We start from the raw sequence: 23046 nt of genomic DNA, 5'->3' as shown, positions 1-23046 counted from the left end.
ACGTGAGCCGCACCCCACGGAAGCGAGGAGCTCCCCCGCTTCGGTCCTCCACCCCACGCTTCCGGCGGGACCCCGGATGAGCACCACGCCCGTCCGCGTCTTCGCGGCCCGTCTCGTCGGGCTGCCCATCTTCGACCCCCAGGGCGACCAGGTCGGCAAGGTGCGGGACGTCGTCGCGGCGGTCCGGTCCGAGGTCCACCAGCCCCGGGTGCTCGGCCTGGTGGCCGAGGTGTTCGGCCGGCGCCGGATCTTCGTGCCGATGACCAGGGTGACCAACATCGACAGCGGGCACGTGTACACCACCGGGCTGCTCAACATGCGCCGCTTCGAGCAGCGGCCCACCGAGACGCTGGTGATGAGCCAGATGCTCGACCGCTCGGTGCGGGTCCCGATCACCGGCGTGAGCGGCACGGTGTACGACGTCGCGATGGAGCAGGCCCGCAACCGCGACTGGGTGCTGAGCCGGGTCGCGATCCAGGAGCCCACGAAGGGGCTGCGCCGCCGCGGCCAGACGCACGTCGTCGAGTGGCGCGACGTCGAGGGCCTCACCGCCCGCGACGAGTCGCAGGGCGCCACCCACCTGATCGCCGCGCTCAACGAGATGCGTCCGGCGGACGCCGCGAACATGATCCACGACCTGCCGCTCGAGCGGCGCTCGGCCGTCGTGGCCGCGCTCGACGACGAGCGCCTGGCCGACGTGCTCGAGGAGCTCCCCGAGGAGGACCAGGTCGACATCCTGGAGCACCTCGACAACGAGCGCGCCGCCGACATCCTCGAGGAGATGTCGCCGGACGACGCCGCCGACCTGATCGCGGACCTGCCACCGGAGACCGCCGAGGCGCTGCTCGAGCTGATGGAGCCGGAGGAGGCCGAGGACGTCCGCCGGCTGATGTCGTACGCCGAGGAGACGGCCGGCGGCATGATGACGCCGGAGCCGGTGATCCTGGGGCCGGACGCCACCATCGCCGACGCGCTCGCCCACGTGCGGAACCCCGAGCTCACGCCGGCGCTCGCCGCGCTCGTCTACGTGTGCCGGCAGCCGCTGGAGCCGCCGACCGGCAAGTTCCTCGGCGTCGCGCACATCCAGCGGCTGCTCCGCGAGCCACCGTCGACCCTGGTCGCCGGCGCCCTGGACGACTCGATGGAGTCGCTGCGCCCCGAGGCCACCATCGACGAGGTGGCGGCCCACCTGGCGACGTACAACCTGGTGGCCGCGCCCGTGGTCGACGACACCGGCCACCTCCTCGGCGCGGTCACCGTCGACGACCTGCTCGACCACATGCTGCCCGAGGGCTGGCGGGACCGGGCCGTGCGGCAGGGGGTCGAGGGATGAGCGACCGCACGCCGCGCCTCGACACCCCAAAGGACCTGCGCCGTCCCCCGCTGGTCCGGCGGCCGTCGTACAACTCCGACACCTTCGGGGTCTTCGCCGAGCAGTTCGCCCGCTTCATGGGCACCGCGCAGTTCCTCATCTACATGACGCTCTTCGTCGTGTTCTGGGTGGTCTGGAACTTCACGGCGCCCGACCACCTCCGGTTCGACGACTACCCGTTCATCTTCCTGACCCTGATGCTCAGCCTCCAGGCGTCGTACGCCGCGCCGCTGATCCTGCTGGCGCAGAACCGGCAGGAGGCGCGCGACCGGGTGATCGCCGAGCAGGACCGGCAGGCCGACGCCCGCGCGCACGCCGACATGGAGTTCCTGGCCCGCGAGGTCGCGTCGCTGCGGATGGCGGTCGGCGAGGTCGCGACCCGCGACTTCCTGCGGTCCGAGCTGCGGAGCCTGCTGGCCGACCTGGACGAGCGCACCGAGGACCGTGGCCAGTCTCACCCGGCCGACGCCGATCCGGAGAACACGCCCACGTAGACTCGGGGATCATGAGCACCCCCCTTCTCGAGCGGGTCAACGCCGCGCTGGCGACCGTCAACGACCCCGAGATCAAGCGCCCGATCACCGAGCTCGGCATGGTCGAGTCGGTCGAGATCGACGACGCCGGCATCGCGCACCTGACCGTGCTGCTGACCGTGGCGGGGTGCCCGCTCAAGGACACCATCAACCGCGACGTGTCGGCGGCCGTCGGCGGGGTCGACGGCATCACCGGCGTCGACCTCAGCCTCGGCGTGATGACCGCCGAGCAGCGCGCCGGGTTGAAGGACATCCTCAGCAACGGCCAGGCGCAGCGCGAGATCACGTTCGCCCAGCCGGGTTCGCTCACCAAGGTGTTCGCGATCGCCAGCGGCAAGGGCGGGGTCGGGAAGTCGTCGGTCACCGTGAACCTCGCGCTCGCGATGGCCAAGCAGGGGCTCAAGGTCGGCATCGTCGACGCGGACATCTACGGCCACTCGGTCCCGGCGATGCTCGGCGTCGCCGACCACCGTCCGACCCAGGTGGACGACCTGATCATGCCGGTGCCGACGCCGTCCGGCGTCTCGGTCATCTCGATCGGGATGCTGAAGCCGCGTCGCGACCAGGTCGTCGCCTGGCGCGGCCCGATGCTCGATCGTGCCCTGGTGCAGATGCTCGCGGACGTCTACTGGGGTGACCTCGACGTGCTCCTCCTCGACCTGCCGCCGGGCACCGGCGACGTCGCGATCTCGCTGGGCCAGCACCTCCCCGGCGCGGAGGTGGTCGTCGTGACCACGCCGCAGGAGGCTGCGGCGGAGGTCGCCGAGCGCGCCGGCACGATGGCCTCGATGATGCACCAGCGCGTGGTGGGCGTCGTCGAGAACATGAGCTACCTGCCCTGCCCGCACTGCACCGCCGAGGGCACCGACCACCGCCTGGAGATCTTCGGCGCCGGCGGCGGCGAGCGGGTGGCCGGGACGCTGTCGACGCGGTTCGGGTACGACGTACCCGTGCTCGGCCAGATCCCGATCGACACCTCGCTCCGCGAGGGTGGCGACTCCGGCAAGCCGATCGTGGACTCCGACCCCACCGCACCGGGAGCGCAGGTGCTGACGGCGATCGCCGAGAAGCTCGCCGGCCGCGGCCGCGGCCTCGCCGGACTCCAGCTCGGGTTGACGCCGACCAGTAAGTTCTAGCCCGTGTTCGGAGTCGGGCTGACGGAGCTGGCCGTCATCGCCTTCGTCGCGATCTTCGTCTTCGGCCCGGACCGACTCCCCGACCTGGCCCGGCAGGCCGGCCAGATCGTCCGCCAGGTCCGCAGGATGGCGGACAACGCGCGCGACGAGCTGCGCGCGGAGCTCGGGCCCGAGTACGCCGACCTCGAGCTGCGTGACCTCGACCCGCGCGAGATCGTCAAGCGGCACATCGCCGAGGTCCTCCAGGAGGAGGACGAGGACGAGGCACCGAGGCCGACCCGCCGGGGCCAGCGTCCGCTCGACGCCGGCGAGGCCCCGCCGTACGACGCCGACGCGACCTGAGCGGGACCAACCCGTCAGTCCCGCGACTGCACCGCCGCCAGCCCGCCGAACGCGACCAGCACGGTGCGACCGGCCAAGGCCACCTCGGCGAAGTCGGCGCCTATCCGGCGCAGCGGTCCGTCGTACGTCGTCCCGTCGCGCAGGTGGACCACGCACCGCTCGCCGGTGTCCGCGATCCGACGCAGCGCCGAGCCGAGGCCCAGCCTCGCGACCGGCGACCACGCGACCTCGGGCACCGAGCGCTCGGCGGCGCCGGCCACGGCACCGACGGCAGGGAGGCTGACGACCCAGTCCTGGGCGGTCCCCTTGACCAGGCACCAGCCGTCGCCCACCCGCTCGAGCACGCCGGTGACCGCACCGACCCCGGCCACGTCGAGGCGGAGCTCGTCGCCGATCGTCGACATCAGCCGGGACGCCAGCGTCACCTCGCGGTACGCCGACCGGCTCCGGTCGGCCAGGTCCGCGTCGCGCTCGGCGGCGTAGAGCGCCTCCGCCTGCTGCTCGAGGTCGTCGAGGAGGGCGAAGACCTCCTCCTCCCAGGACATGCGGGCAGCCTGCCCCGTCAGCGCATCGTCAACCGCTCGCGGAGCGGCAGGTCGCGCGAGGAGGAGCCGACCCCGACTCCGTAGTCGCCCGGCGTGACGACCCAGCCCTCACGCCAGTGCGCGAACGCACGCCGGTCGAGGTGGATCGTGACCCGCCGGGTCGCGCCGGGCTCGAGGGTGAGCTTGTCGAAGCCCTTCAGCTGCTTCGGCGGCTCGCCCGCGGACCGGGGGAACGAGACGTACACCTGCGGCACCGCCGCACCGGTCCGGTCGCCGGTGTTGCGCACCGTGAACGTCACCTCGGCGCCCTCCCCGGCGCGGCGCACCGACAGGTCGCGGAAGGCGAAGGTCGTGTAGCCGAGCCCGTAGCCGAAGGGGAACAGCGGTCGCTGCCCCCGGGCGTCGTACCCGCGGTAGCCGACCAGCAACCCCTCGTCGTAGGTCTCCTTGCCGTCGACGCCGGGGTACGCCGCCGGCTCGAAGCTCGCCTGCTGCTCGGACCTCGGGAAGGTCTGCGGGAGCCGGCCGCCGGGCTCGGCGTCGCCGTACAGGACGTCGGCCAGGGCGTTGCCGTGCTGGAGGCCGCCGTACCAGGGCAGCAGGACCGCTCCCGCATCGCCCAGCCACGGCATCCGCACCGGCGCGCCGACGTCGAGCACGACCACCGTGCGCGGGTTGGCGGCGGTCGCGGCAGCGATCATGCCCTCCTGGTCGAGCGGGATGCTCGAGCAGCCCACCGACACGCACACCTCCGGGCGGAAGCCCAGGTCCGGACGGTCGCTGCCCTCGGTGGAGCCGTCGGTCGCGACCACGACCACCTCGTCTGCGGCCGCGGCCGCGGCCCGCGCGTCGGCGACGTTCGAGCCCTCGACGTACACGACGCGGTCGCCGTGGGCGAGCGCGGCGCTCGTGATGCCCTCGAGCGGGGAGACCAGCCGCGCGACGCCCGAGCCGTGCGACGAGCCGCCGCCGGACGTCGAGCTCGTGGCGCCGACCGGGTTCGCGGCCCAGCCGATGACCGCGATCGTGTGCCCGCCGCCCGTGCCGAACGGCAGCAGGTCGTCACGGTTCTTCAGCAGCACGGTGGCCTCGGCGGCGGCCCGGCGCGCGAGCTCGGTGTGCGGCGTCGACACGTCGCTGAGGTACGGCGCGGCGCCGGGAGCGACCGGGTGGTCGAAGAGGCCGTGCTCGAACATCGGCCGCACGATGTCGCGGACCATGTCGTCCACGCGGGCCTGCGTCATCGACCCGTCGGCCAGGGCCGCCCGCACGCTGTCCGCGGAGAAGTACTGCTGCGGCAGCGGCGACGCATGCATCTCGAGGTCCATGCCCGCCATCGCGGCCGGCGCCGTCGAGTGCGTGGCGCCCCAGTCGGACTCGACGAACCCGTCGAAGCCCCAGTCCTTGCGCAGGTAGCCGGTCAGCATCCGCGGGTTCTCGCAGGCGTAGGTCCCACCGATCCGGTTGTACGAGCACATCACGGACCCGACGTCGGCCTTCTTCACGGCGGCCTCGAACGCCGGCAGGTAGATCTCCCGACGCGTCCGCTCGTCCACCCGGACGTCGACGGTCATCCGGTCGGTCTCCTGGTTGTTGAACGCGTAGTGCTTGGCACTGGCCAGCACGGGGTTGTCCTGGATGCCGCGGATGAACGCCGTGGCGGAGCTGGCGGCGAGGTAGGGGTCCTCCCCGAAGTACTCGAAGTTACGGCCGTTGTACGGCGTCCGCGCGATGTTCATGCCCGGGCCGAGCATCACGTTGATGCCCTTGGCGTAGGCCTCCTCGCCGATCGCACGGCCCAGGCGGCGCTGGGTCGTGGGGTCCCACGTCGACGCCTGCGCGACACCGGAGGGGAAGACCGTGGTCGCGACCTGGAGCCCGGCCACCCCGGATCCGGCGTCGCTGAGGACGAGGTCCGGCACGCACAGCGCCGGGATCCCGTCGACGTGCCCGGCAGTGCCGTAGAACGCGAACCAGGGCGGGTTGCTGAACGTCAGCATCCCGAGCTTCTGGTCCTGCGTCATCGCCGCGACCAGGGCGTTCGCCCGGTGGTCCGCCGAGTCGTGCGGGTCCATCCACGCGGCGCACGGATCGGCCGCCTGCGCGGCCGGGGCCACGGGGACCAGGTTCACCAGCGCCAGCCCGACGGCGGCGATCAGGACACGTCTCATGCCCCAGCAACGGCGGAACCGGTGCGCGGCTACGGCGTCGTACCCCCGTGCGCGCGTCGCCGGCTGGGTTGTGGAGAAACGGTTGACGGCCCGAGTAAAGAAGCGCAGTCTGACGCAAACGGAAGCAAACGCATAGATTGGCTCTCGGGATGCACGCTCCGGTCCACCGCTGTCTCGCGGTGGCGCTCACCGCCACCGGGGCCGCCGTCGCGCTGGTCGGCTGGCTGGCGCCGGTGGCGCTCGCCCCCGCGTCCGGGTTCGACGGCGCGCTGGTGCGCCTGTGCGCGACCGTCGGCTCGGCCGCGACGGCCTGGCTCTGGTGCGTCACCGGCCTGGTCGTGCTGGAGGCACTGCGTGGGGGCAGCTGGGAGGCGCGCGGCGTCCCCGCGGGGGTACGGCGAGCCCTGCTGGCCGCCTGCGGCCTCGCCGTCGTGGCCGGGCTGGCCGCTCCTGCCGGCGCCACCAGCGGCCGGCACGACCAGCCTCAGACAGCAGCCTCGGTGGTGGCGACCGCGATCGCCGGGCTGCCGCTGCCCGACCGCCCGCACGGGCCGGCGCATGACCGGCGCGCGCAGCGCCTCCAGCATCCCCGACCCGCCCCGGTCGTCACGGTTCGACGCGGCGACTCGCTGTGGTCGATCGCCGACGAGCACCTCGGCACCGGGGACCGCTGGCCCGAGATCTACGCGCTCAACCGCGCCGTCGTCGGCGCCGACCCCGACCTGATCCAGCCGGCCCAACGGCTCCGGATCCCCCTTCGACCCCAGGAGAACCGATGAGCGACAACGTCGTCCCCCTCCACCACGCCGCACCCGTCGCCACCGTGCAGGGCACGCTGGCCCTGGACCTGCAGCCGCGCTTCGACCCGCCCGAGACGACGGCGTACGGCCGCCACCCGGTCGCCGACGTGATCGCGATCGAGGCGCCGCTGCGCCACGGCCTCGAGCAGTGGGCGGGCCGGTACGTGCAGGCGGCCGTCGAGATCGTCGGGGGCGACCGGCCGGTGAGCCAGCTGCTGCGCTGGAGCTCGCGCGAGGTGTTCCAGGACCTCGACCGTCGCGCCCAGCTCGTCGCCCGCGCCGGCCGGCACCAGGCCGGTCAGGGCCGCGTGCAGCCCGTCCGGCCCCGGGTCGTCGGCGTGCACGCCTGCTTCCTGGCCCGAGGCCGGGTCGAGGTCAGCGCGCACGTCCGGTACGGCGACCGCTCGCGCGCGGTGGCCGCCCGGTTCGTCCGGACCGCCGACGAGCGGTGGTGCTGCACCGCACTGGAGTTTGCGTGAGCAGCGGAGCTCGACGAAGTCGAGATCCGCGTCGCTCACGCAGGTCGAGTAGCGCCCGCGACCGACGAAGGAGGTCGCGACGGCGCGTATCGAGACCCGGTGAGCAGCGGCGCCGGCAGAGCCCGCCGCCGCGTCGCTCACGCAGGCCGAGTAGCGCCCGCGACCGACGAAGGAGGTCGCGACGGCGCGTATCGAGACCCGGTCGACATCGCTGACGACGGGATCTCGATACGCTCGCTGGCGCTCGCTACTCGATCAACGAACGGCTACGACACGCGCGCCGTCAGGCCGGTCGGTCCGCCGGGGCGGCCGTGGCACTGCTTGAACTTCTTGCCGGAGCCGCAGGGGCACTTGTCGTTGCGACCGACGCCGGCGAACTCGTCGTCCTCCGTGGAGACGCCACCCCGGACCTCGGCCTCGCCGTCCTCGCTGGGCGCGGAGTAGGAGAGGTTCTGAGGAGCCGCCGGCCGCGAGAGGCCCTTGGCCTTGATCTGCACACCGTCGCGCGGCTGGTCGCCGGACGGCACCGGCTGCCGCATCGGCTCGAGGACCTCGACCTCCTCCTCGACCTCTTCCTCCTCCGCCTCGACCTGGACGTCGAGGTTGAACAGGAAGCCGACCGACTCCTCCTTGATGCCTTCCATCATGGAGGCGAACATGTCGAAGCCCTCGCGCTGGTACTCGACCAGCGGGTCGCGCTGCGAGTACGCCCGCAGGTAGATGCCCTCGCGCAGGTAGTCCATCTCGTAGAGGTGCTCGCGCCACTTGCGGTCGAGCACCGAGAGGACGACGCGACGCTCCAGCTCGCGCATCACCGTATCGCCGATCTCGGCCTCACGGCGGGCGTAGGCCTCCAGCGCGTCCTGCTGGAGCAGCTCGATCAGCTCGCCGCGGTCGAGGTTCGCACGACCGCCGGCCTCCTTCTCGAGCACGCGCCAGTCGTGACCCACGGGGTAGATCTGGCCCAGTGCGGTCCAGAGCGCGTCGAGGTCCCACTGCTCGGGGAACTCCTCGGTGGCCGCGGTGACGTACGACGCCACCGTGTCCGCGATGAACCCGTGGATCTGGTCCTGGAGGTCCTTGCCCTCGAGGACCTCCCGGCGCTCGGCGTAGATCACCTTGCGCTGGCGGTCCATCACGTCGTCGTACTTGAGGACGTTCTTGCGGGACTCGAAGTTCTGCGACTCGACCTGGCCCTGGGCGTTGGCGATCGCGCTGGTGACCCGCTTGTTCTCGATCGGGACGTCGTCCGGGATCTTGAGGACCTGGAGCACCCGGTCGACCCAGTCGGACTTGAACAGTCGCATCAGCTCGTCCTGAAGCGACAGGTAGAACCGGGACTCGCCCGGGTCACCCTGGCGGCCGGAACGACCACGGAGCTGGTTGTCGATGCGGCGCGACTCGTGCCGCTCGGTGCCGACCACGTACAGGCCGCCGAACTCGCGGACCTCGTCGTGCTCGTTCGCGACCTGCGCCTTGAGCCGCTCGACCGCGGCGGGCCACTCGGCCTCGTACTCCTCGGCGGTCTCACCGGCCGGCTCGAGGCCGCGCTTGCGCAGCTCGAGGTCGGCGAGGAACTCCACCGAGCCACCGAGCATGATGTCGGTGCCTCGACCGGCCATGTTCGTGGCGACCGTGACCGCGCCCCGGTGGCCGGCCATCGCGACGATCTTCGCCTCGTCGGCGTGCACCTTGGCGTTGAGGACCGTGTGCGGGATGCCGCGCTTCTTCAGCTTGCCGGAGAGGTGCTCGGACTTCTCGACGGACACGGTGCCGACCAGCACCGGCTGGCCCTTCTCGTGCCGCTCGGCGATGTCCTCGACGACCGCTTCGTACTTCGCCTCCTCGGTCCGGTAGACGAGGTCGGGCTGGTCCATGCGGGCCATCGGCTTGTTGGTCGGGATCGGGACCACGCCGAGCTCGTAGATCTTGTCGAACTCCGAGGCCTCGGTCATGGCCGTACCGGTCATGCCCGAGAGCTTGTCGTACATGCGGAAGTAGTTCTGGAGCGTGATCGTGGCGAGGGTCTGGTACTCCTCGCGGACCTCCACGCCCTCCTTGGCCTCGATCGCCTGGTGCAGGCCGTCGTTGTAGCGGCGCCCGGCCAGCATCCGGCCGGTGTGCTCGTCCACGATCAGGACCTCGCCGTCGATGACGACGTACTCCTTGTCGTTGTGGAAAAGCTCCTTGGCCTTGATGGAGTTGTGCATGAACGAGATCAGCGGGGTGTTCACCGAGTCGTAGAGGTTCTCGATGCCGAGGTGGTCCTCCACCTTGGTGATGCCGGGCTCGAGGACGGAGATCGTCCGCTTCTTCTCGTCGACCTCGTAGTCCTCGTCACGGACCAGGGTCCGCGAGATCCGCGCGAACTCGTCGTACCACTTGACCTCGTCCTGGGTCGGGCCGCTGATGATGAGCGGGGTCCGCGCCTCGTCGATCAGGATCGAGTCGACCTCGTCCACGATCGCGAAGCTGTGGCCGCGCTGGACGCACTCCTCGATGGAGCCGGCCATGTTGTCGCGCAGGTAGTCGAAGCCGAGCTCGTTGTTGGTCCCGTAGGTGATGTCGCAGCCGTAGGCGACGCGCCGCTCATCGGGGCGCATCTCGGGCAGGATCACGCCGACCGTCAGCCCCAGGAAGTGGTGGATCCGGCCCATCATCTCGGACTGGAACTTGGCCAAGTAGTCGTTGACCGTGACCACGTGGACGCCCTTGCCCTCGAGGGCGTTGAGGTACGCCGGCATCGTGGACACCAGCGTCTTGCCCTCACCGGTCTTCATCTCGGCGATGTTGCCGAGGTGCAGGGCGGCACCACCCATCACCTGGACGTCGAAGTGGCGCTGGCCGATCACCCGGCGGGCGGCCTCGCGGACGGTGGCGAAGGCCTCCGGCATGATGTCGTCGAGGGACTCGCCGTTCGCGAGACGCTCCTTGAACTCCGCGGTCATCGCCTGGAGCTCGGCGTCGCTCATCGCGACGAAGTCGTCCTCGATGGCGTTGACCGCCTGTGCGATGGCCTCGAGCTGGCGCAGGATCTTGCCCTCGCCGATGCGGAGGATTCTGTCGAGAATGGCAGGCACGTGAGTCGGACTCCCTGAAGTGGTTGGCGCCGCCACTCTACCGAGCGGCGGAAGCCTCCCCTAACCGCGGCGCCAGGCCGCCCCGCGGCTCGACCGTGACCGAGGCGAGACCGAGCCAGCCCGCGAGCTGGCGCAGCTCGGCCCCGAGCTCCTCGGCGGTGTCCTCGGGGGCACCGGTCTCGGCGTACGCCGCCTTGACGACCAGCCGCCCGGCGCCGCCGTCGAACTGCCGGTCGGCCTTGAGGTCGACCCGCGCGACGATGGCGTCGCGGAGCAGGAACGGGAGCACGTAGTAGCCGTGCACGCGCTTCTCCGCCGGCACGTAGATCTCGATCCGGTAGTGGAAGTCGAACAACGCCTCGGTGCGCGCCCGCTCCCAGACGACCGGGTCGAACGGGCTGAGCAGGGCGCGGGCGTCGATCCGCCGCGGCAGGCGGGCGTCCGCGTGCAGGTAGGCGGGGCGCTTCCAGCCGTCGACCGTCACCGGCACCAGCTCGCCCTCCTCCACGAGCTCCGCGACGGCGGCCGCGGTGTCCGCCACCGACATCCGGTAGTAGTCGCGCAGGTCCTGGACGGTCGCGACACCGTGCGACCGGGCCGCCCGGCGCACCAGCTCCCGGTTGGCGTCGGCGAGGCTCGGGGTGGGCTGCGCGAGGACGTCGGCCGGGATCACCCGCTCGGGGAGGTCGTAGCGGATCTCGAACTGCCCGTTGCGGCCGGCGATGGCGACGTCGCCGGTCATGTAGAGGTAGTCGAGCGCCTTCCGCGTCCCGGACCAGTTCCAGCCCCAGTTGCCCTTGTCCCGGGGGGTGCCGTCGTCGAGGTCGCGAGCGGTGGTCGCGCCCCGGGCGGCCACCTCGGCGAGCACCCGGGCGGCGAGCACCTCGTCGACGTCGCGCCACCACTTGCCCTTGCGCTCGCGGTACGACGCCATCCGGTGCTGCATGACCGGCCACAGCTCGACCGGCATGTACGCCTGCACGTGCGCCCAGTACTCGACGATCCGGCGCGGCCGCCGCTCCGCGGCGCGGCGCAGCATGTCCACGTCGTACGGCCCCATCCGCGAGTACAGCGGCATGTAGTGGGCGCGCTGCAGCACGTTGACGGAGTCCACCTGCAGGACGCCGGTGCGCTCGAGGGTCCGCTGGAACGTGCGCATGGTCGGCACCGTGTGCCGCGGGTCGAGGAAGCCCTGGGCGGCGAGCGCGACCCGGCGCGCCTGGGCGTTCGAGAGGCGATCAAGCACGGCCGAACTCAACCACGAGTCGCCGACACCCGTGCTGTCAGGGAGACCAGGGGGCGACCCCGTGCAACCCTGCTCCCGCCCCCTAGGGCAGCTCGAGCAGCTTCTCGCGGACGGCGTACATGACGGCCTCCATGCGGGAGTGGAGCTGGAGCTTCTCGAGGATGTTGCGCACGTGGTTCTTGACCGTGTTCTCGCTGATGTAGAGCTCTTTGGCGATCTCGCGGTTGTTCATGCCCTTGGCGACCAGCCGGAGCACCTCGAGCTCACGGTCGGTGAGCCGCAGGCCGGGCACGTGGTCGCGCTCGGGGCGCGACATCTGCTTGAACTCGTCGATCAGCTTGACGGCCATCGACGGGCTGATCAGCGACTGGCCGTCGGCCACCACCCGGACGGCCTGCGCGACCTCCTCGATCGAGGAGTCCTTGAGCAGGTAGCCGGACGCCCCGCTCTTCACGGCCTCGTAGAGGTCGGCCTCCTCGTCGGAGACGGTCAGCATGATGATCTTGGTGGTCGGGACGGCGTCCTTGATGGCCAGGCAGGCCTCGATGCCCGAGCGCTTCGGCATCCGGATGTCGAGGAGCACGACGTCCGGCGCCGCGCTGGACGCGAGGGACGTCCCCTCGATCCCGTCGCCGGCCTCCCCGACGACCTCGATGCCGGGCTCGATCGCCAGCAGCATCGTCAGGCCGCGCCGGAACAGCTCCTGGTCGTCGACGACGAGGACCCGGATGGGCTCTCGCTCGGCGTCGGTCGTCTGGTCGGCCACGAGAGGCATCATGACACGATCGGGCCGCCAAAGGGTGCTGCGCGGGTGGTGGAAAACACCGGTGGGATGGCCCGAAGGGGCCATCCCACCAGCGAGGTCGAGCGCGGAGTGCGGTCAGTCGGCGTCGCCGAGGTCCAGCGAGATCACGCCGTAGTCGTAGCCGCGCCGCCGGTAGACGACCGACGGGCGCTCGTTCTCCTTGTCCACGAACAGGTAGAAGTCGTGGCCGACGAGCTCCATCTCGTACAACGCCTGGTCGAGCGTCATCGGCGCTGCGGCGTGGGTCTTCTCGCGCACCACGAGCGGTCCGTCCCCGGTGACGTCGATCGGCCCGACCTGGCGCTCGGTCGTCACCGGCTCCGCCTCGTCGACGACCTCGTCCGCCGTGGGGGCGAGGGCCTGGCCCACCGAGACGGGCGTGCGGCGGCCCCGGTGCACCCGGCGCCGGTCGGCGGCTCGGCGCATCTGCTCCGCCATCTTGTCCACCGCGAGGTCGAGCGCCGCCATCTTGTCGGCGGCACACGCCTCGGCACGGATCACCGGTCCCTTGGAGAGCGCGGTCAGCTCGAGGCGTACGGCGCGGTCGGCCTGACGGGGGTTCTTCTCGCACTCGACCTCCACGTTCACGCGGATGATCCGATGGTCGTGCTTCTCCAGCCTCGTCAGCTTGTCCTCCACATGGCCGCGGAACCTGTCCGACAGCTCGCAGTGACGTCCGGTGACCACAACTTCCATGTGAACCTCCAGTTGCACGGTTGGTCTCGCGTGTTCAGCTGCTGCTCAGGGCAGGCAGAGGAGTCCGTCCGGCCGACCTGGTCTTCGACCCCACAATCGCCTGCTGAGGCTTCCGCGGCTTCTCTGCCACTACTGGCCTTCTCCCGGACGACGCCGCATCTGACGGCGTGGACGGGGCAGGACTTACCACTAAGCCGCACCGTGATCCCGCGCTCAGAGCGCGGTTACGTGGACCGTTTCGCCTGCGACTGGCATCGGCTTGCCGACGCGGGACCGGGGCTTGCCCAGATCCCTCGACGACGCAACCACGGACCCGGACGGACTCCATACAAAGACGTTAGTCGCTCGCCGGGGCGGGCGAAAGGGCGGGTCCCGCCGAGATCCTCCGGGTGGCCGCGACAGCTGCGATCGCGCCCACCGACAGCCCGACGGACTCCAGCGCGCGCTGCGCCTCCCGCGCGGTGGCACCACTGGTGATCACGTCGTCGCACACGATCAGCCGGGCTCGCGGGCGGGTGCGGGCCAGGCGGCGCAGCCCGGCCGACGGGACGTGCAGCGAGCCCGCGAGGTTGGCCGCGCGCTGCCCGGCGTCCAGGCCGGCCTGGTCGACCAGGCCCGCCCGCGTGCGCAGCAGGGGTACGGCGGGGGCGTGCAGGAGCCGGGCCGCCCGCGCGGTCACGGACCGGGTCGGGTCGTGACCGCGCGCCCGCACGACCGCCGGTCGCGACGGGACCGGCACGAGCACGATCGGGCCGTCGAGCCCGGCCGTCTCGACGGCCGTGGCCAGCAGCCGCGCGAGCGGCCGGGCGAGGGCCAGGACCCGGTGCTCCTTGTGCGCGAGGACCATCGCACGGACGGTCCCGGTGTACTCGTCCGCCGCCCACGGGGGCGCCAGGCCGGCCGGGGTCGGCGTCGGCCACGCCGGGCGACCGGTCGTCGGCAGCGCGGCGGCACAGCGGGCGCAGAGCACCCGCCCGGGCCGCTCGCAGCCGACGCAGTGGCCGCCGAGCAGGAGGTCGAGGGCCCCGTCGAGGACGTCGAGCAGCACCCGCCGATGCCAGCACCCCGGGAGCCCCGGTTCAACCGCCCGGGACCGCCCTGTGGATCAGCCGACGTAGACGATGGCCCGGATCGGGTCGTCGAACGTGATCGAGTGGGGGTCCGCGCTGACGACGACCAGCCCGCGGCGGGTGGTGCCGTAGATCGGCTCGTCGCCCACCGGTGAGCCTGCCAGGCCGAGCACCCGGCCCTCGACGTCGGTGGCGGTGGCGTCGGGTCCGATCGGCGCGCCGTCGACGGAGGCGGGCGCGACCTCGGATCGGGTCGGCGTGAGCGGGTTGAGCACCGCCAGGCTGGCGCTGGTGCGCCAGGAGATGTCGCGGACCGGCAGGCTCACGTCGTCTCCGACCGTGATCGGCTGGGCCGGCAGGGCCCCGAGCACGTCGCCCGCCCCGTTGTGCTCGATCCGGCTCATCATCAGCACGTCCCGGCCCGCGCGACGCACCACCGCGACGAGGCGGGTGCTGTCGCGCGAGACGAGGAACATCCGCACCCGCTCGCCGGTGAGGCCCGGGATCCGCAACGGGACGGCGCCGGCCGCGCCGGGGTCGACGTGGAAGACGCGGGCGCCGCGCGCGGTGCGGTCCACCAGCCACATCCGGTCGGAGAAGTCCCAGGCCGGGCGCAGGAAGTCGGTCCCGGTGGCGACCGTGCGCACCTTGCCCGCGCCGGCGTCCGCCAGGGGCGCGGCGAGCACCGTCGTACCGCCCTCGGTCACGCCGGCCGAACGGTTCGCCCCGAGGTCGACGCCGACCGACCGGAGGTCGTAGGACCGGTTCCCGAACGGTCCGTCCACCCGGCCCAGCGCGGCCGGGGTGCCGGACACGAGCCGTCCCGCACGACTGAGGCCGTAGAGCAGCGGGCTCGACTGGAAGCCGGCCGGGTCGTACTCGGCGCCACCGTCGACCCGGTAGGAGCTCACCCCGCCGGGCAACGGCACGGGAGCGCCACCCACCGAGAGGCGGATGCTCTTCACCTTCGGCTCCTGGCGCAGGGTCCAGGCGAACTGCGCCATCATCAGGTCGACGGTGTTCGCCGACAGCTGCCCGGCGTCACCGGTGAGGAGCACGTCGGCGACGCCTTCGTCTGAGACCGTCACGCCGACGGCCACGTCCAGACCGCGCGGGATGAAGGTCTGGGCGACCCGCTGCAGGCCGGACCCCGGCCCCATCAGCAACGCCTCGGTCAGGCTGGTGGCCAGCTGGTCGCCGGTCGGCACGAAGACCGGCTCGGGCTCGAGGATCGAGGCGGTCGGGTCGAAGAAGTAGAGCGAGACCGGCCGGTAGCGGTCGGCGAACCAGTTCTCGGGCACGATCAGGGCGTTCGGCGCGTCGTCGATGCGCCACTCGCCGTCGGCGCGCACCATCGACAGCGTGACCGTGCGCTGCCGCGGCGGGAGCGCCCCCTGCCAGGCACCCCGGGCGTCCAGGTGGTTCGCAGTGGTGAGCCGCACGGTGACCTCACCACCGACGTCGCGAGGCGTCGGCGGCGCGCCGTACGTGATGGTCTGGTGCTGCGGGTTCCAGGCCGCGGCCGCGTCGGTCGTCAGGTACTCCTTGGCGGTCGCCAGGTCCAACGGCCACTTCTGCATCGCGTTGACGAAGCCCCGCGCGACCTCGGTGCGCGACCAGCCCGGCTGCGGCGGCAGCGGGTCGATGAACGCCGCACCCTGCGCGGAGACCGGGTCACCCTGGGCCCGCGTCGTCACGACCGGACCGTCGTTCGGCATGCCGACGCAGCCGACCAGCGCGAGACTGGTCACGAGCACGAGCAACGCGGCGAGCGGGCGCCTCACGAGACCGGCTCCGCGATGTCGGTCGGGACGAGCGGCAGCGGGCTGTGCCGCAGCACACCGCCGACCCGGCGCGGGAGCGTGAGGCGGAACTGCGCCCCCTCCCCCGGCCGGCCCCATGCCTGGAGCCAGCCACCGTGGAGGTGGGTGTCCTCGAGCGCGATCGAGAGGCCGAGCCCGGTGCCGCCGCTGGTGCGGGCGCGCGCCGGGTCGGCGCGCCAGAACCGGTTGAACACCATCGACGCCTCGCCGGGAGCCAGCCCGACGCCGTTGTCGCGGACCGCGATCGCCGCGGCGTGCTCGTCGCCCGCGACGTGCACGACGATCGCGTCGGGGCCGTCCGCGGCGGCGTGGTCGATCGCGTTGGTGACGAGGTTGCGGACGATCCGCTCCACCCGGCGTACGTCGGCCTGGGCCAGGCAGGCGTGGTCGGGTGCCTGCACCACCACCTGCACGCCGCGCTGCTGCGCGAGGGGTCGGGTGGCATCGACGATGCGATGGGCGACGTCGACCAGGTTCACGTCGTCCAGCTCGAGCACGGCGGCGCCCGCGTCGAAGCGGCTGATCTCGAGCAGGTCCGCGAGCAGCGTCTCGAACCGGTCGAGCTCGGTCTGCAGGAGCTCCGCCGCGCGCGCGGTGGCGGGATCGAAGTCGTCGCGGGCGTCGTGCAGGACGTCGCCGGCCATCCGCACCGTCGTCAGCGGCGTGCGCAGCTCGTGGGAGACGTCGGAGACGAAGCGGCGCTGCACCCGGCTGAGCTCCTCGAGCTGGCGGATCTGGCGCTGCAGGTTGCTGGCCATCTGGTTGAAGGAGGTGGCCAGACGGGCGAGGTCGTCCTCGCCGGACACCTTGAGGCGCTCCTGGAGCTGGCCGGCCGCGAGCCGCTCGGCGACCCGGCGGGCCATCCGGATCGGCGTCACCACCTGCCGGGTCACCAGCCAGGTCATGCCCGCGACCAGCACGAGCAGCAGCGTGGCCGCGGCCAGCAGGGCCCGGGTGACCAGTGCCAGCGTCTCCTCCTGCTCGTCGAGCGGGAAGAGGTAGTAGAGCGTGTAGGTCTCGGCGTCGGCGGGGAGCTGCACCTGGGAGCCGACCACGATGCCGGGCTTCTCGGTGGTGACGCCGTCCTCGGTGCTGTGGATGGTCGTGTACGTCCACGCCGTGCTCGACGCGTCCTCGTCGAAGTGCCGCTCCAGTGACACCGGCACGCTCGAGGTGTCCAGGCCGGGCGTGAAGTTCGCGCCACCGTCGGAGATCCGGCTGCCCGGCAGCGCCGGGCCGACCAGCACGACCGAGAAGCCGCGGGTCTCGCCGCGCTGGATCAGGATGCCGGCCAGTCCCTGCTGCTGCTGCACGGCGTCGTTGCCGGTCTGCCGCGACGCCTCGAGCAGGTCACGCGCACCGGCGGTCTCGTCGTTCGCCTCCGCGACGACCGCGTCGACCCGGTGGTCGAGCAGGCCCTCCCGGGTCTGCTGGAGCAGGAACCAGCCGACCACGCTGATCACCACGGCGCTCAGCACCACGGTGCTGGCCACGACGCGCGCCTGGATGGAGCGGCGCCAGAAGGTCAGTCCCCGTCGGAGGGCCTGCGGGAGCCTGCGCGAGCCGACCGGGGATCGAAGGTGCAGCATCGGCTCGGCCTACGACGTCCCGGCCTTGTATCCCACGCCCCGGACCGTCACGACGATCTCCGGGTTCTCCGGGTCGTGCTCCACCTTGGAGCGCAGCCGCTGCACGTGCACGTTCACCAGCCGCGTGTCGGCGGCGTGCCGGTAGCCCCACACCTGCTCGAGCAGCACCTCGCGGGTGAAGACCTGCCAGGGCTTGCGGGCCAGGCAGACGAGCAGGTCGAACTCGAGGGGCGTCAGGCTGATGGCGGCGCCGTTCCGCGTGACCCCGTGGCCGGCCACGTCGATGGTGAGGTCGCCGATGGTGAGCGTCTCCGGCGTCGGCGCGTCGAACCGGCGGATCCGGGCCCGGATCCGGGCCACGAGCTCCTTGGGCTTGAACGGCTTCACGACGTAGTCGTCGGCGCCGGACTCGAGCCCGACGACCACGTCGACGGTGTCGCCCTTCGCGGTCAGCATCACGATCGGGACCCCGGACTCGGCCCGGATCTCCTTGCAGACGTCGATGCCGTCCTTGCCGGGCAGCATCAGGTCGAGCAGGACCAGATCCGGGCGGTAGTCGCGGAACTCTTCGATCGCGTGGTCACCGCGCGTGACCATCCGGCTGTCGAAGCCCTCCTGGCGCAGCACGATCGTCAGCATCTCCGCCAGGGACGCGTCGTCGTCGACCACCAGGATGCGGCCCTTGGTCCCCGGGTCGCTGGGTGGCCCCGACGGGGCGCCGACGGACTCGCTCATGTCGTCAATAGTGCCAGCCCGGGGGCGTGGAACCGGTCAGTAGCGGTACTGCTCCGGCTTGTACGGCCCCGCGACGTCGACGCCGAGGTACTTCGCCTGGTCGTCGGTGAGGGTCGTGAGCCGCACGCCGAGGGCGTCGAGGTGCAGGCGGGCGACCTCCTCGTCGAGGTGCTTCGGGAGCACGTAGACGCCGACCGGGTACTCCTCGGGCTTGGTGAAGATCTCCACCTGCGCGAGGACCTGGTTGGTGAAGGAGTTCGACATCACGAACGACGGGTGGCCGGTCGCGTTGCCGAGGTTCATCAGCCGGCCCTCGGAGAGCACGATGATCGAGTTGCCGGCCGGGAAGGTCCAGACGTCGACCTGCGGCTTGACGTTCTTGCGGACCACGCCGTCGTACGACTCGAGGCCGGCCATGTCGATCTCGTTGTCGAAGTGGCCGATGTTGCCGACGATCGCCTGGTGCTTCATCCGGGTCATCTGGTCGACGGTGACGACGTCCTTGTTGCCGGTCGCGGTGATGATGATGTCCGCGGTCGGGAGCACCTCGTCGAGGGTCGAGACCTGGTAGCCGTCCATGGCCGCCTGGAGCGCGCAGATCGGGTCGATCTCGGTGACGATGACGCGGGCGCCCTGGCCGCGCAGCGACTCCGCGCAGCCCTTGCCGACGTCGCCGTAGCCGCACACGACCGCGACCTTGCCGCCGATGAGGACGTCGGTGGCGCGGTTGATGCCGTCGATCAGCGAGTGGCGGCAGCCGTACTTGTTGTCGAACTTCGACTTGGTGACCGAGTCGTTGACGTTGATGGCCGGGAAGAGCAGCGAGCCCTCCTTCATCATCTCGTAGAGACGGTGGACACCGGTCGTGGTCTCCTCGGTGACGCCCTTGATGGAGTTCGCCTTCGGGGTCCAGTACGACGCGTTGGCCGCGAGCTGGTCGTTGAGCACCTCGAAGACGACCTTCTGCTCGTGGCTCGTGGCGGTGGCCGGGTCCGGTGCGGAGCCCGACTTCTCGGCCTGGACGCCGAGGTGCACGAGCATGGTGGCGTCGCCGCCGTCGTCGAGGATCATGTTCGGCTGGTCGTCGCCCCAGTCGAGGATCTGGCGGGTGCACCACCAGTACTCCTCCAGCGACTCGCCCTTCCACGCGAACACCGGGACGCCCTGGGGGTCCTCGACGGTGCCGTGGGGGCCGACCACGATCGCGGCGGCCGCGTGGTCCTGGGTCGAGAAGATGTTGCAGGAGGCCCAGCGCACCTGGGCGCCGAGCGCGACCAGCGTCTCGATGAGGACGGCGGTCTGGATCGTCATGTGCAGCGAGCCCACGATCTTCGCGCCCGCCAGCGGCTTCGCGTCGCCGTACCTCTCGCGCATCGCCATCAGGCCGGGCATCTCGTGCTCGGCGAGCTGGATCTCGGTGCGGCCGTAGTCGGCCAGGGTGAGGTCGGCGACCTTGAAGTCCATGTCTGCTCCTGGTCCAGAGGGGCTGGTGCTGCCTGGAATCCGAGACTAGATCGACCTAGGAGTTTCCGAAGAATCGTCGGCGCACCCTGCCGACGAGCGGCGACACCACGTTGACGACGGGGATCAGCAGCAGCCCGAGCAGGAGTCCGAACGCCGCCGAGAGAGCGGTGTTGACGAGCCACCCCTGGACGCCGTGGTGGACGGCCTGCTCGGCGTGGTGCACGAGGTCGTAGAGCGGGTGCCACCCGAGCTCGTCGAGGCCGTTGAGGACGATGTGTCCACCCACCCAGAGCATCGCGGCGACGCCCACCACCGAGATGACCGAGAGCAGCCTCGGGGTCCCGACCACCAGGCCCCGCCCGACCTTCTGCGCGACCGACGACGACCGCTGCGCCAGCGAGAGACCGACGTCGTCGAGCTTCACGATGATCGCGACGACGCCGTACACCGCGATCGTGATGACGACCGCGACGACGACGAGGATCGCGAGCCGGGCGAGGAACGCCTGGTCGGCGACCTCGTTGAGCGCGATCACCATGATCTCGGCGGACAGGATCAGGTCGGTGCGGATCGCGCTGGCGACCATCGTCCTCTCGGCGTCCGGGCCGTCCTCGGCGACCGGGTGGTCGTGGTGGTCGTGGCCACGGAGCCGGCCCCACACCTTCTCGGCGCCCTCGAAGCAGAGGTAGGATCCGCCGACCATCAGGATCGGCGTCAGCAGGCCCGGCAGGAACTGGCTGAGCACCAGTGCCACCGGGAGGATGATCAGCAGCTTGTTGCGCAGCGACCCCACCGTGATCTTGCGGATCATCGGCAGCTCGCGGTCGGCGGTCACGCCGTGGACGTACTGCGGCGTCACCGCGGTGTCGTCGACCACCACGCCGGCGGCCTTGGTGGTCGCGCGGCCCGCCGCGGCACCGACGTCGTCGATCGATGCGGCGGCCATCCGCGCCAGTGCTGCGACGTCGTCGAGCAGCGCGAAGAGCCCACCAGCCATGGGGTCGAGCCTATCGGGAGCTCACGGGCTCCTCGGCGGCGGACGACTCGAGCTCGGCCTGCACCTCGGGCTGCACCTGGTCCTTGGCGGCGCTGAGGTCGACGGCCTGCTCGACGTGGCGTTCGGCGTAGCCGAGCGGGTCGACCAGGTCCTTGAGCCGGCGGGCGACGGGGGCGCTCGCGAGCAGCAGCGCCAGTGCGACCGCACCGGCCGTCGTGATGCCGAAGGAGAGGATCGCGTGGTCGTCGGACCAGTTGTCGAACCCCGCGTAGTCGGCGCCCTTCACCGCGAAGCCGTGGAACAGGTAGACGACCAGCGTGTAGGCGCCCATGGCGGTGAACCAGCCCCGGATCCGCGGCACGAGAGCGAGGAACGCCCACGCGCCGAGGCAGCCGATCGCGAGCACCAGGCTGCGGGTGAGCAGCGCGTGCAGGTCGTCGGCGTACCCCATCTCGTCGTACCTGGACCGGTAGTAGAGCCACTCGGTGCTGGCCCAGCCGTCGGTCCAGGTCGTCGCGATCCAGATGCCGACCAGCACGGCCACCGCGGCGACCCTGGCCGGTCGCTTGCGCAGCAGCTCGAGCCGCTCGGGAGTCGCCTTGAGACCCATCACGAAGAACGGCAGGAGGCCGAGCACGCGTGCCAGGTCGAGGGTGTCGCCGGCGTACATGCCCGCGACCAGGCTGACCGCCACGGCGGCCACCATGCCGAACGGCAGCGGCTTGAAGACCGGCGTCACCAGCCGCCACAGGAACAGCGCCGAGAGGTACCACATCGGCCAGTGCGGGTCGCGGAACAGGTCGGCGAGCTCCTCGCCGCCGACGTAGATGCGGAACAGCGCGAGCGCGGACTCGAAGAGGAGGTACGGGACGACCACCGTGCGGAACAGCTGCCACATCCGCATCCGGGTCCAGGCGAAGCGCTGGGACAGATAGCCGGTCACGAAGACGAACGCCGGCACGTGCCAGGCGTACAGGAAGTCGTAGAGGTGCTCGTTGACCGCGGTGTCGGGCAGCAGCACCCAGGCGTGCCCGACGACGACCAAGGTCACCAACGCCATCTTGGCGTTGTCGAACCAGGGGTCCCGGGGGGTGGCGGCCACGTCCTCCGGTTACCCGCTGGGCGGTGGGTTCAGTCCTCGACGAAGCCGATCCGGAGATACTCCGCGGCGTAGGTCCCGCTCAGCAGCAGCGAGGCGTACCTGGCCACTTCGGAGGGCGCCTCGGTGGTCACCGTCTCGACCCGTACGCCGTGTGCGACGGCGGCCGCCTGCAGCCGGCCGCGGTGCTCGCGCACGACGGGGTCCTCGGCTCCGTCATCGAGCACGAGCAGCATCGGGCGCAGGTCTCCTGCCGGGTCGGCGAACGGGTCGTCGAAGACGTCGCGGGGGCGGGTGGCCTCGAGGACGGGCAGCAGGTGCTCGGCGTCGCCGGCGAGCGCGGTCCGGCCGCTGGCGCGCCGGATCGACTCGGCGACCCGGCGCGCGGCACGCGCCGCCAGCACCGAGCCGCCCCAGACGAGGGGGTTGGCGTCCGCCAGCGCGATGGCCAGCATCTTCGCCGGGTTGACGGCGAGGTCGCGGTGCGGCGAGCACTCGATCGCGACCTGGTCGAGGGCGTCGGCGACCTGCTCGGCGTCCGCCTCGGGGCCGAGCGAGACGCGGTGCAGGTAGTCCAGGACGATCACCGCCGTCGCGAGCTGGTCCCGCGTGGTGGTCGGGAGGATCGTGCTCCAGCGGCCGGCGGCGTGGTCGGCGACCAGGGACGCGGGCGGGCAGGCCACGATGACCTGGCAGCCGCGGCGGACCGCCTCCGCGACGGCCGAGGCCGTCCCGGTGTCGGCGCCGTCGGGAGCGAGCACCACGACCAGGTCGAGGCTGCCGGCCCAGCCCGGCAGCGCGGGGCCGGGCCAGGCCACGAACGGCACCGGGCACCACGGCTCGAGCACGGCTCGGAGCAGGCGGGAGTCCGGACCCGCGGCGACGACCGCACGTGGCCGGGCGAGCTCCTCGCCGCGGCGTACCGCCTCCGCGGTGGCCTCGCTGGCGTCGCCCGCGTCGCGGCGCACCCGGGCACCGGTCTCCGCGAGCAGCCGGAGCCCGCCGCCGGCGGACTCGAGCACGGCGGCGTCGTCCAGACGGGACTCGTCGAACCAGGTGGCCAT

Annotated in this window: 20 protein-coding genes; 6 read left to right on the top strand and 14 right to left on the bottom strand. The window is 71.7% G+C overall.

What is annotated here, in order from left to right; genetic code table 11:
• The first annotated feature begins 76 nt into the window (after nt 1-76).
• Genes ACVW2K_RS10285 through ACVW2K_RS10270 form a run of 4 tightly spaced genes read left to right on the top strand, consistent with a single transcriptional unit; the run spans nt 77 to nt 3383 of the window.
• Nucleotides 77-1333 (top strand): magnesium transporter MgtE N-terminal domain-containing protein, encoded by a 1257-nt coding sequence (locus ACVW2K_RS10285; protein ID WP_028637166.1) that lies wholly within the window; start codon nt 77-79, stop codon nt 1331-1333.
• Complete coding sequence (locus ACVW2K_RS10280; RefSeq protein ID WP_036570006.1) at nt 1330-1866, top strand: DUF1003 domain-containing protein; 537 nt, start codon at nt 1330-1332, stop codon at nt 1864-1866. The genes ACVW2K_RS10285 and ACVW2K_RS10280 overlap by 4 nt, the downstream gene beginning before the upstream one ends.
• Nucleotides 1867-1877: 11 nt before the next feature.
• A complete protein-coding gene (locus tag ACVW2K_RS10275; RefSeq protein WP_028637167.1) occupies nt 1878-3041 on the top strand; it encodes an Mrp/NBP35 family ATP-binding protein in 1164 nt (387 codons plus the stop codon).
• Between the two features lie 3 nt (nt 3042-3044).
• Nucleotides 3045-3383, top strand: a complete 339-nt coding sequence (locus ACVW2K_RS10270) for a sec-independent translocase (protein ID WP_028637168.1) — start codon at nt 3045-3047, stop codon at nt 3381-3383.
• Nucleotides 3384-3397: 14 nt separating this feature from the next.
• Here the strand turns inward: ACVW2K_RS10270 and ACVW2K_RS10265 are convergent, their stop codons facing one another.
• Both ACVW2K_RS10265 and ACVW2K_RS10260 read right to left on the bottom strand, forming a co-directional pair.
• Nucleotides 3398-3928, bottom strand: coding sequence for a hypothetical protein (locus ACVW2K_RS10265; protein WP_457202432.1), 531 nt, complete (start codon nt 3926-3928; stop codon nt 3398-3400).
• Between the two features lie 17 nt (nt 3929-3945).
• Nucleotides 3946-6099 (bottom strand): glycoside hydrolase family 3 C-terminal domain-containing protein, encoded by a 2154-nt coding sequence (locus ACVW2K_RS10260; protein ID WP_457202431.1) that lies wholly within the window; start codon nt 6097-6099, stop codon nt 3946-3948.
• 149 nt (nt 6100-6248) lie between these two features.
• Here ACVW2K_RS10260 and ACVW2K_RS10255 point away from each other — a divergent pair, with 149 nt between their 5' ends.
• Nucleotides 6249-6878: a LysM peptidoglycan-binding domain-containing protein gene (locus tag ACVW2K_RS10255; RefSeq protein ID WP_457202430.1), complete on the top strand. Its 630-nt coding sequence runs from the start codon at nt 6249-6251 to the stop codon at nt 6876-6878.
• Nucleotides 6875-7378 carry an Rv3235 family protein gene (locus ACVW2K_RS10250; RefSeq protein ID WP_051549106.1) on the top strand — a complete coding sequence of 168 codons (504 nt, stop codon included), beginning with the start codon at nt 6875-6877 and terminating at the stop codon, nt 7376-7378. Before ACVW2K_RS10255 ends, ACVW2K_RS10250 begins: the two co-directional genes overlap by 4 nt.
• A 266-nt stretch (nt 7379-7644) precedes the next feature.
• Here the strand turns inward: ACVW2K_RS10250 and secA are convergent, their stop codons facing one another.
• From secA to ACVW2K_RS10190, 12 genes are all read right to left on the bottom strand, one after another.
• Nucleotides 7645-10458, bottom strand: a complete 2814-nt coding sequence (secA, locus tag ACVW2K_RS10245) for a preprotein translocase subunit SecA (RefSeq protein WP_028637172.1) — start codon at nt 10456-10458, stop codon at nt 7645-7647.
• 37 nt (nt 10459-10495) lie between these two features.
• Nucleotides 10496-11704, bottom strand: coding sequence for a winged helix-turn-helix domain-containing protein (locus ACVW2K_RS10240; protein ID WP_457202429.1), 1209 nt, complete (start codon nt 11702-11704; stop codon nt 10496-10498).
• A gap of 82 nt (nt 11705-11786) precedes the next feature.
• Nucleotides 11787-12470 (bottom strand): response regulator, encoded by a 684-nt coding sequence (locus tag ACVW2K_RS10235; RefSeq protein ID WP_231496187.1) that lies wholly within the window; start codon nt 12468-12470, stop codon nt 11787-11789.
• A 114-nt stretch (nt 12471-12584) separates the two neighbouring features.
• Nucleotides 12585-13205, bottom strand: a complete 621-nt coding sequence (hpf, locus tag ACVW2K_RS10230; protein WP_457202428.1) for a ribosome hibernation-promoting factor, HPF/YfiA family — start codon at nt 13203-13205, stop codon at nt 12585-12587.
• 337 nt (nt 13206-13542) lie between these two features.
• Complete coding sequence (locus tag ACVW2K_RS10225) at nt 13543-14253, bottom strand: ComF family protein (protein WP_457202427.1); 711 nt, start codon at nt 14251-14253, stop codon at nt 13543-13545.
• Between the two features lie 57 nt (nt 14254-14310).
• Nucleotides 14311-16059, bottom strand: coding sequence for an LpqB family beta-propeller domain-containing protein (locus tag ACVW2K_RS10220; protein ID WP_457202426.1), 1749 nt, complete (start codon nt 16057-16059; stop codon nt 14311-14313).
• Entirely contained in the window at nt 16056-17687 is a 1632-nt protein-coding gene (gene mtrB, locus ACVW2K_RS10215; RefSeq protein WP_457202425.1) for an MtrAB system histidine kinase MtrB, read from the bottom strand. Before mtrB ends, ACVW2K_RS10220 begins: the two co-directional genes overlap by 4 nt.
• 9 nt (nt 17688-17696) lie before the next feature.
• Nucleotides 17697-18422, bottom strand: a complete 726-nt coding sequence (mtrA, locus tag ACVW2K_RS10210; protein ID WP_051549113.1) for an MtrAB system response regulator MtrA — start codon at nt 18420-18422, stop codon at nt 17697-17699.
• Nucleotides 18423-18458: 36 nt separating this feature from the next.
• Complete coding sequence (ahcY, locus tag ACVW2K_RS10205; RefSeq protein WP_457202424.1) at nt 18459-19886, bottom strand: adenosylhomocysteinase; 1428 nt, start codon at nt 19884-19886, stop codon at nt 18459-18461.
• Between the two features lie 55 nt (nt 19887-19941).
• Nucleotides 19942-20883: a DUF808 domain-containing protein gene (locus tag ACVW2K_RS10200; protein WP_457202423.1), complete on the bottom strand. Its 942-nt coding sequence runs from the start codon at nt 20881-20883 to the stop codon at nt 19942-19944.
• Between the two features lie 10 nt (nt 20884-20893).
• The gene (locus ACVW2K_RS10195; protein ID WP_457202422.1) at nt 20894-21985 is read right to left on the bottom strand and encodes an acyltransferase family protein; all 1092 of its coding nucleotides are present in this window, start codon (nt 21983-21985) and stop codon (nt 20894-20896) included.
• A 29-nt stretch (nt 21986-22014) separates the two neighbouring features.
• The gene (locus ACVW2K_RS10190) at nt 22015-23046 is read right to left on the bottom strand and encodes an SIS domain-containing protein (protein WP_028637182.1); all 1032 of its coding nucleotides are present in this window, start codon (nt 23044-23046) and stop codon (nt 22015-22017) included.

This window comes from Nocardioides sp. HB32 (genome assembly GCF_054058995.1).
Note: the sequence above shows the minus strand (reverse complement) of the source record. Positions and strands in the feature narration are given on the sequence as shown.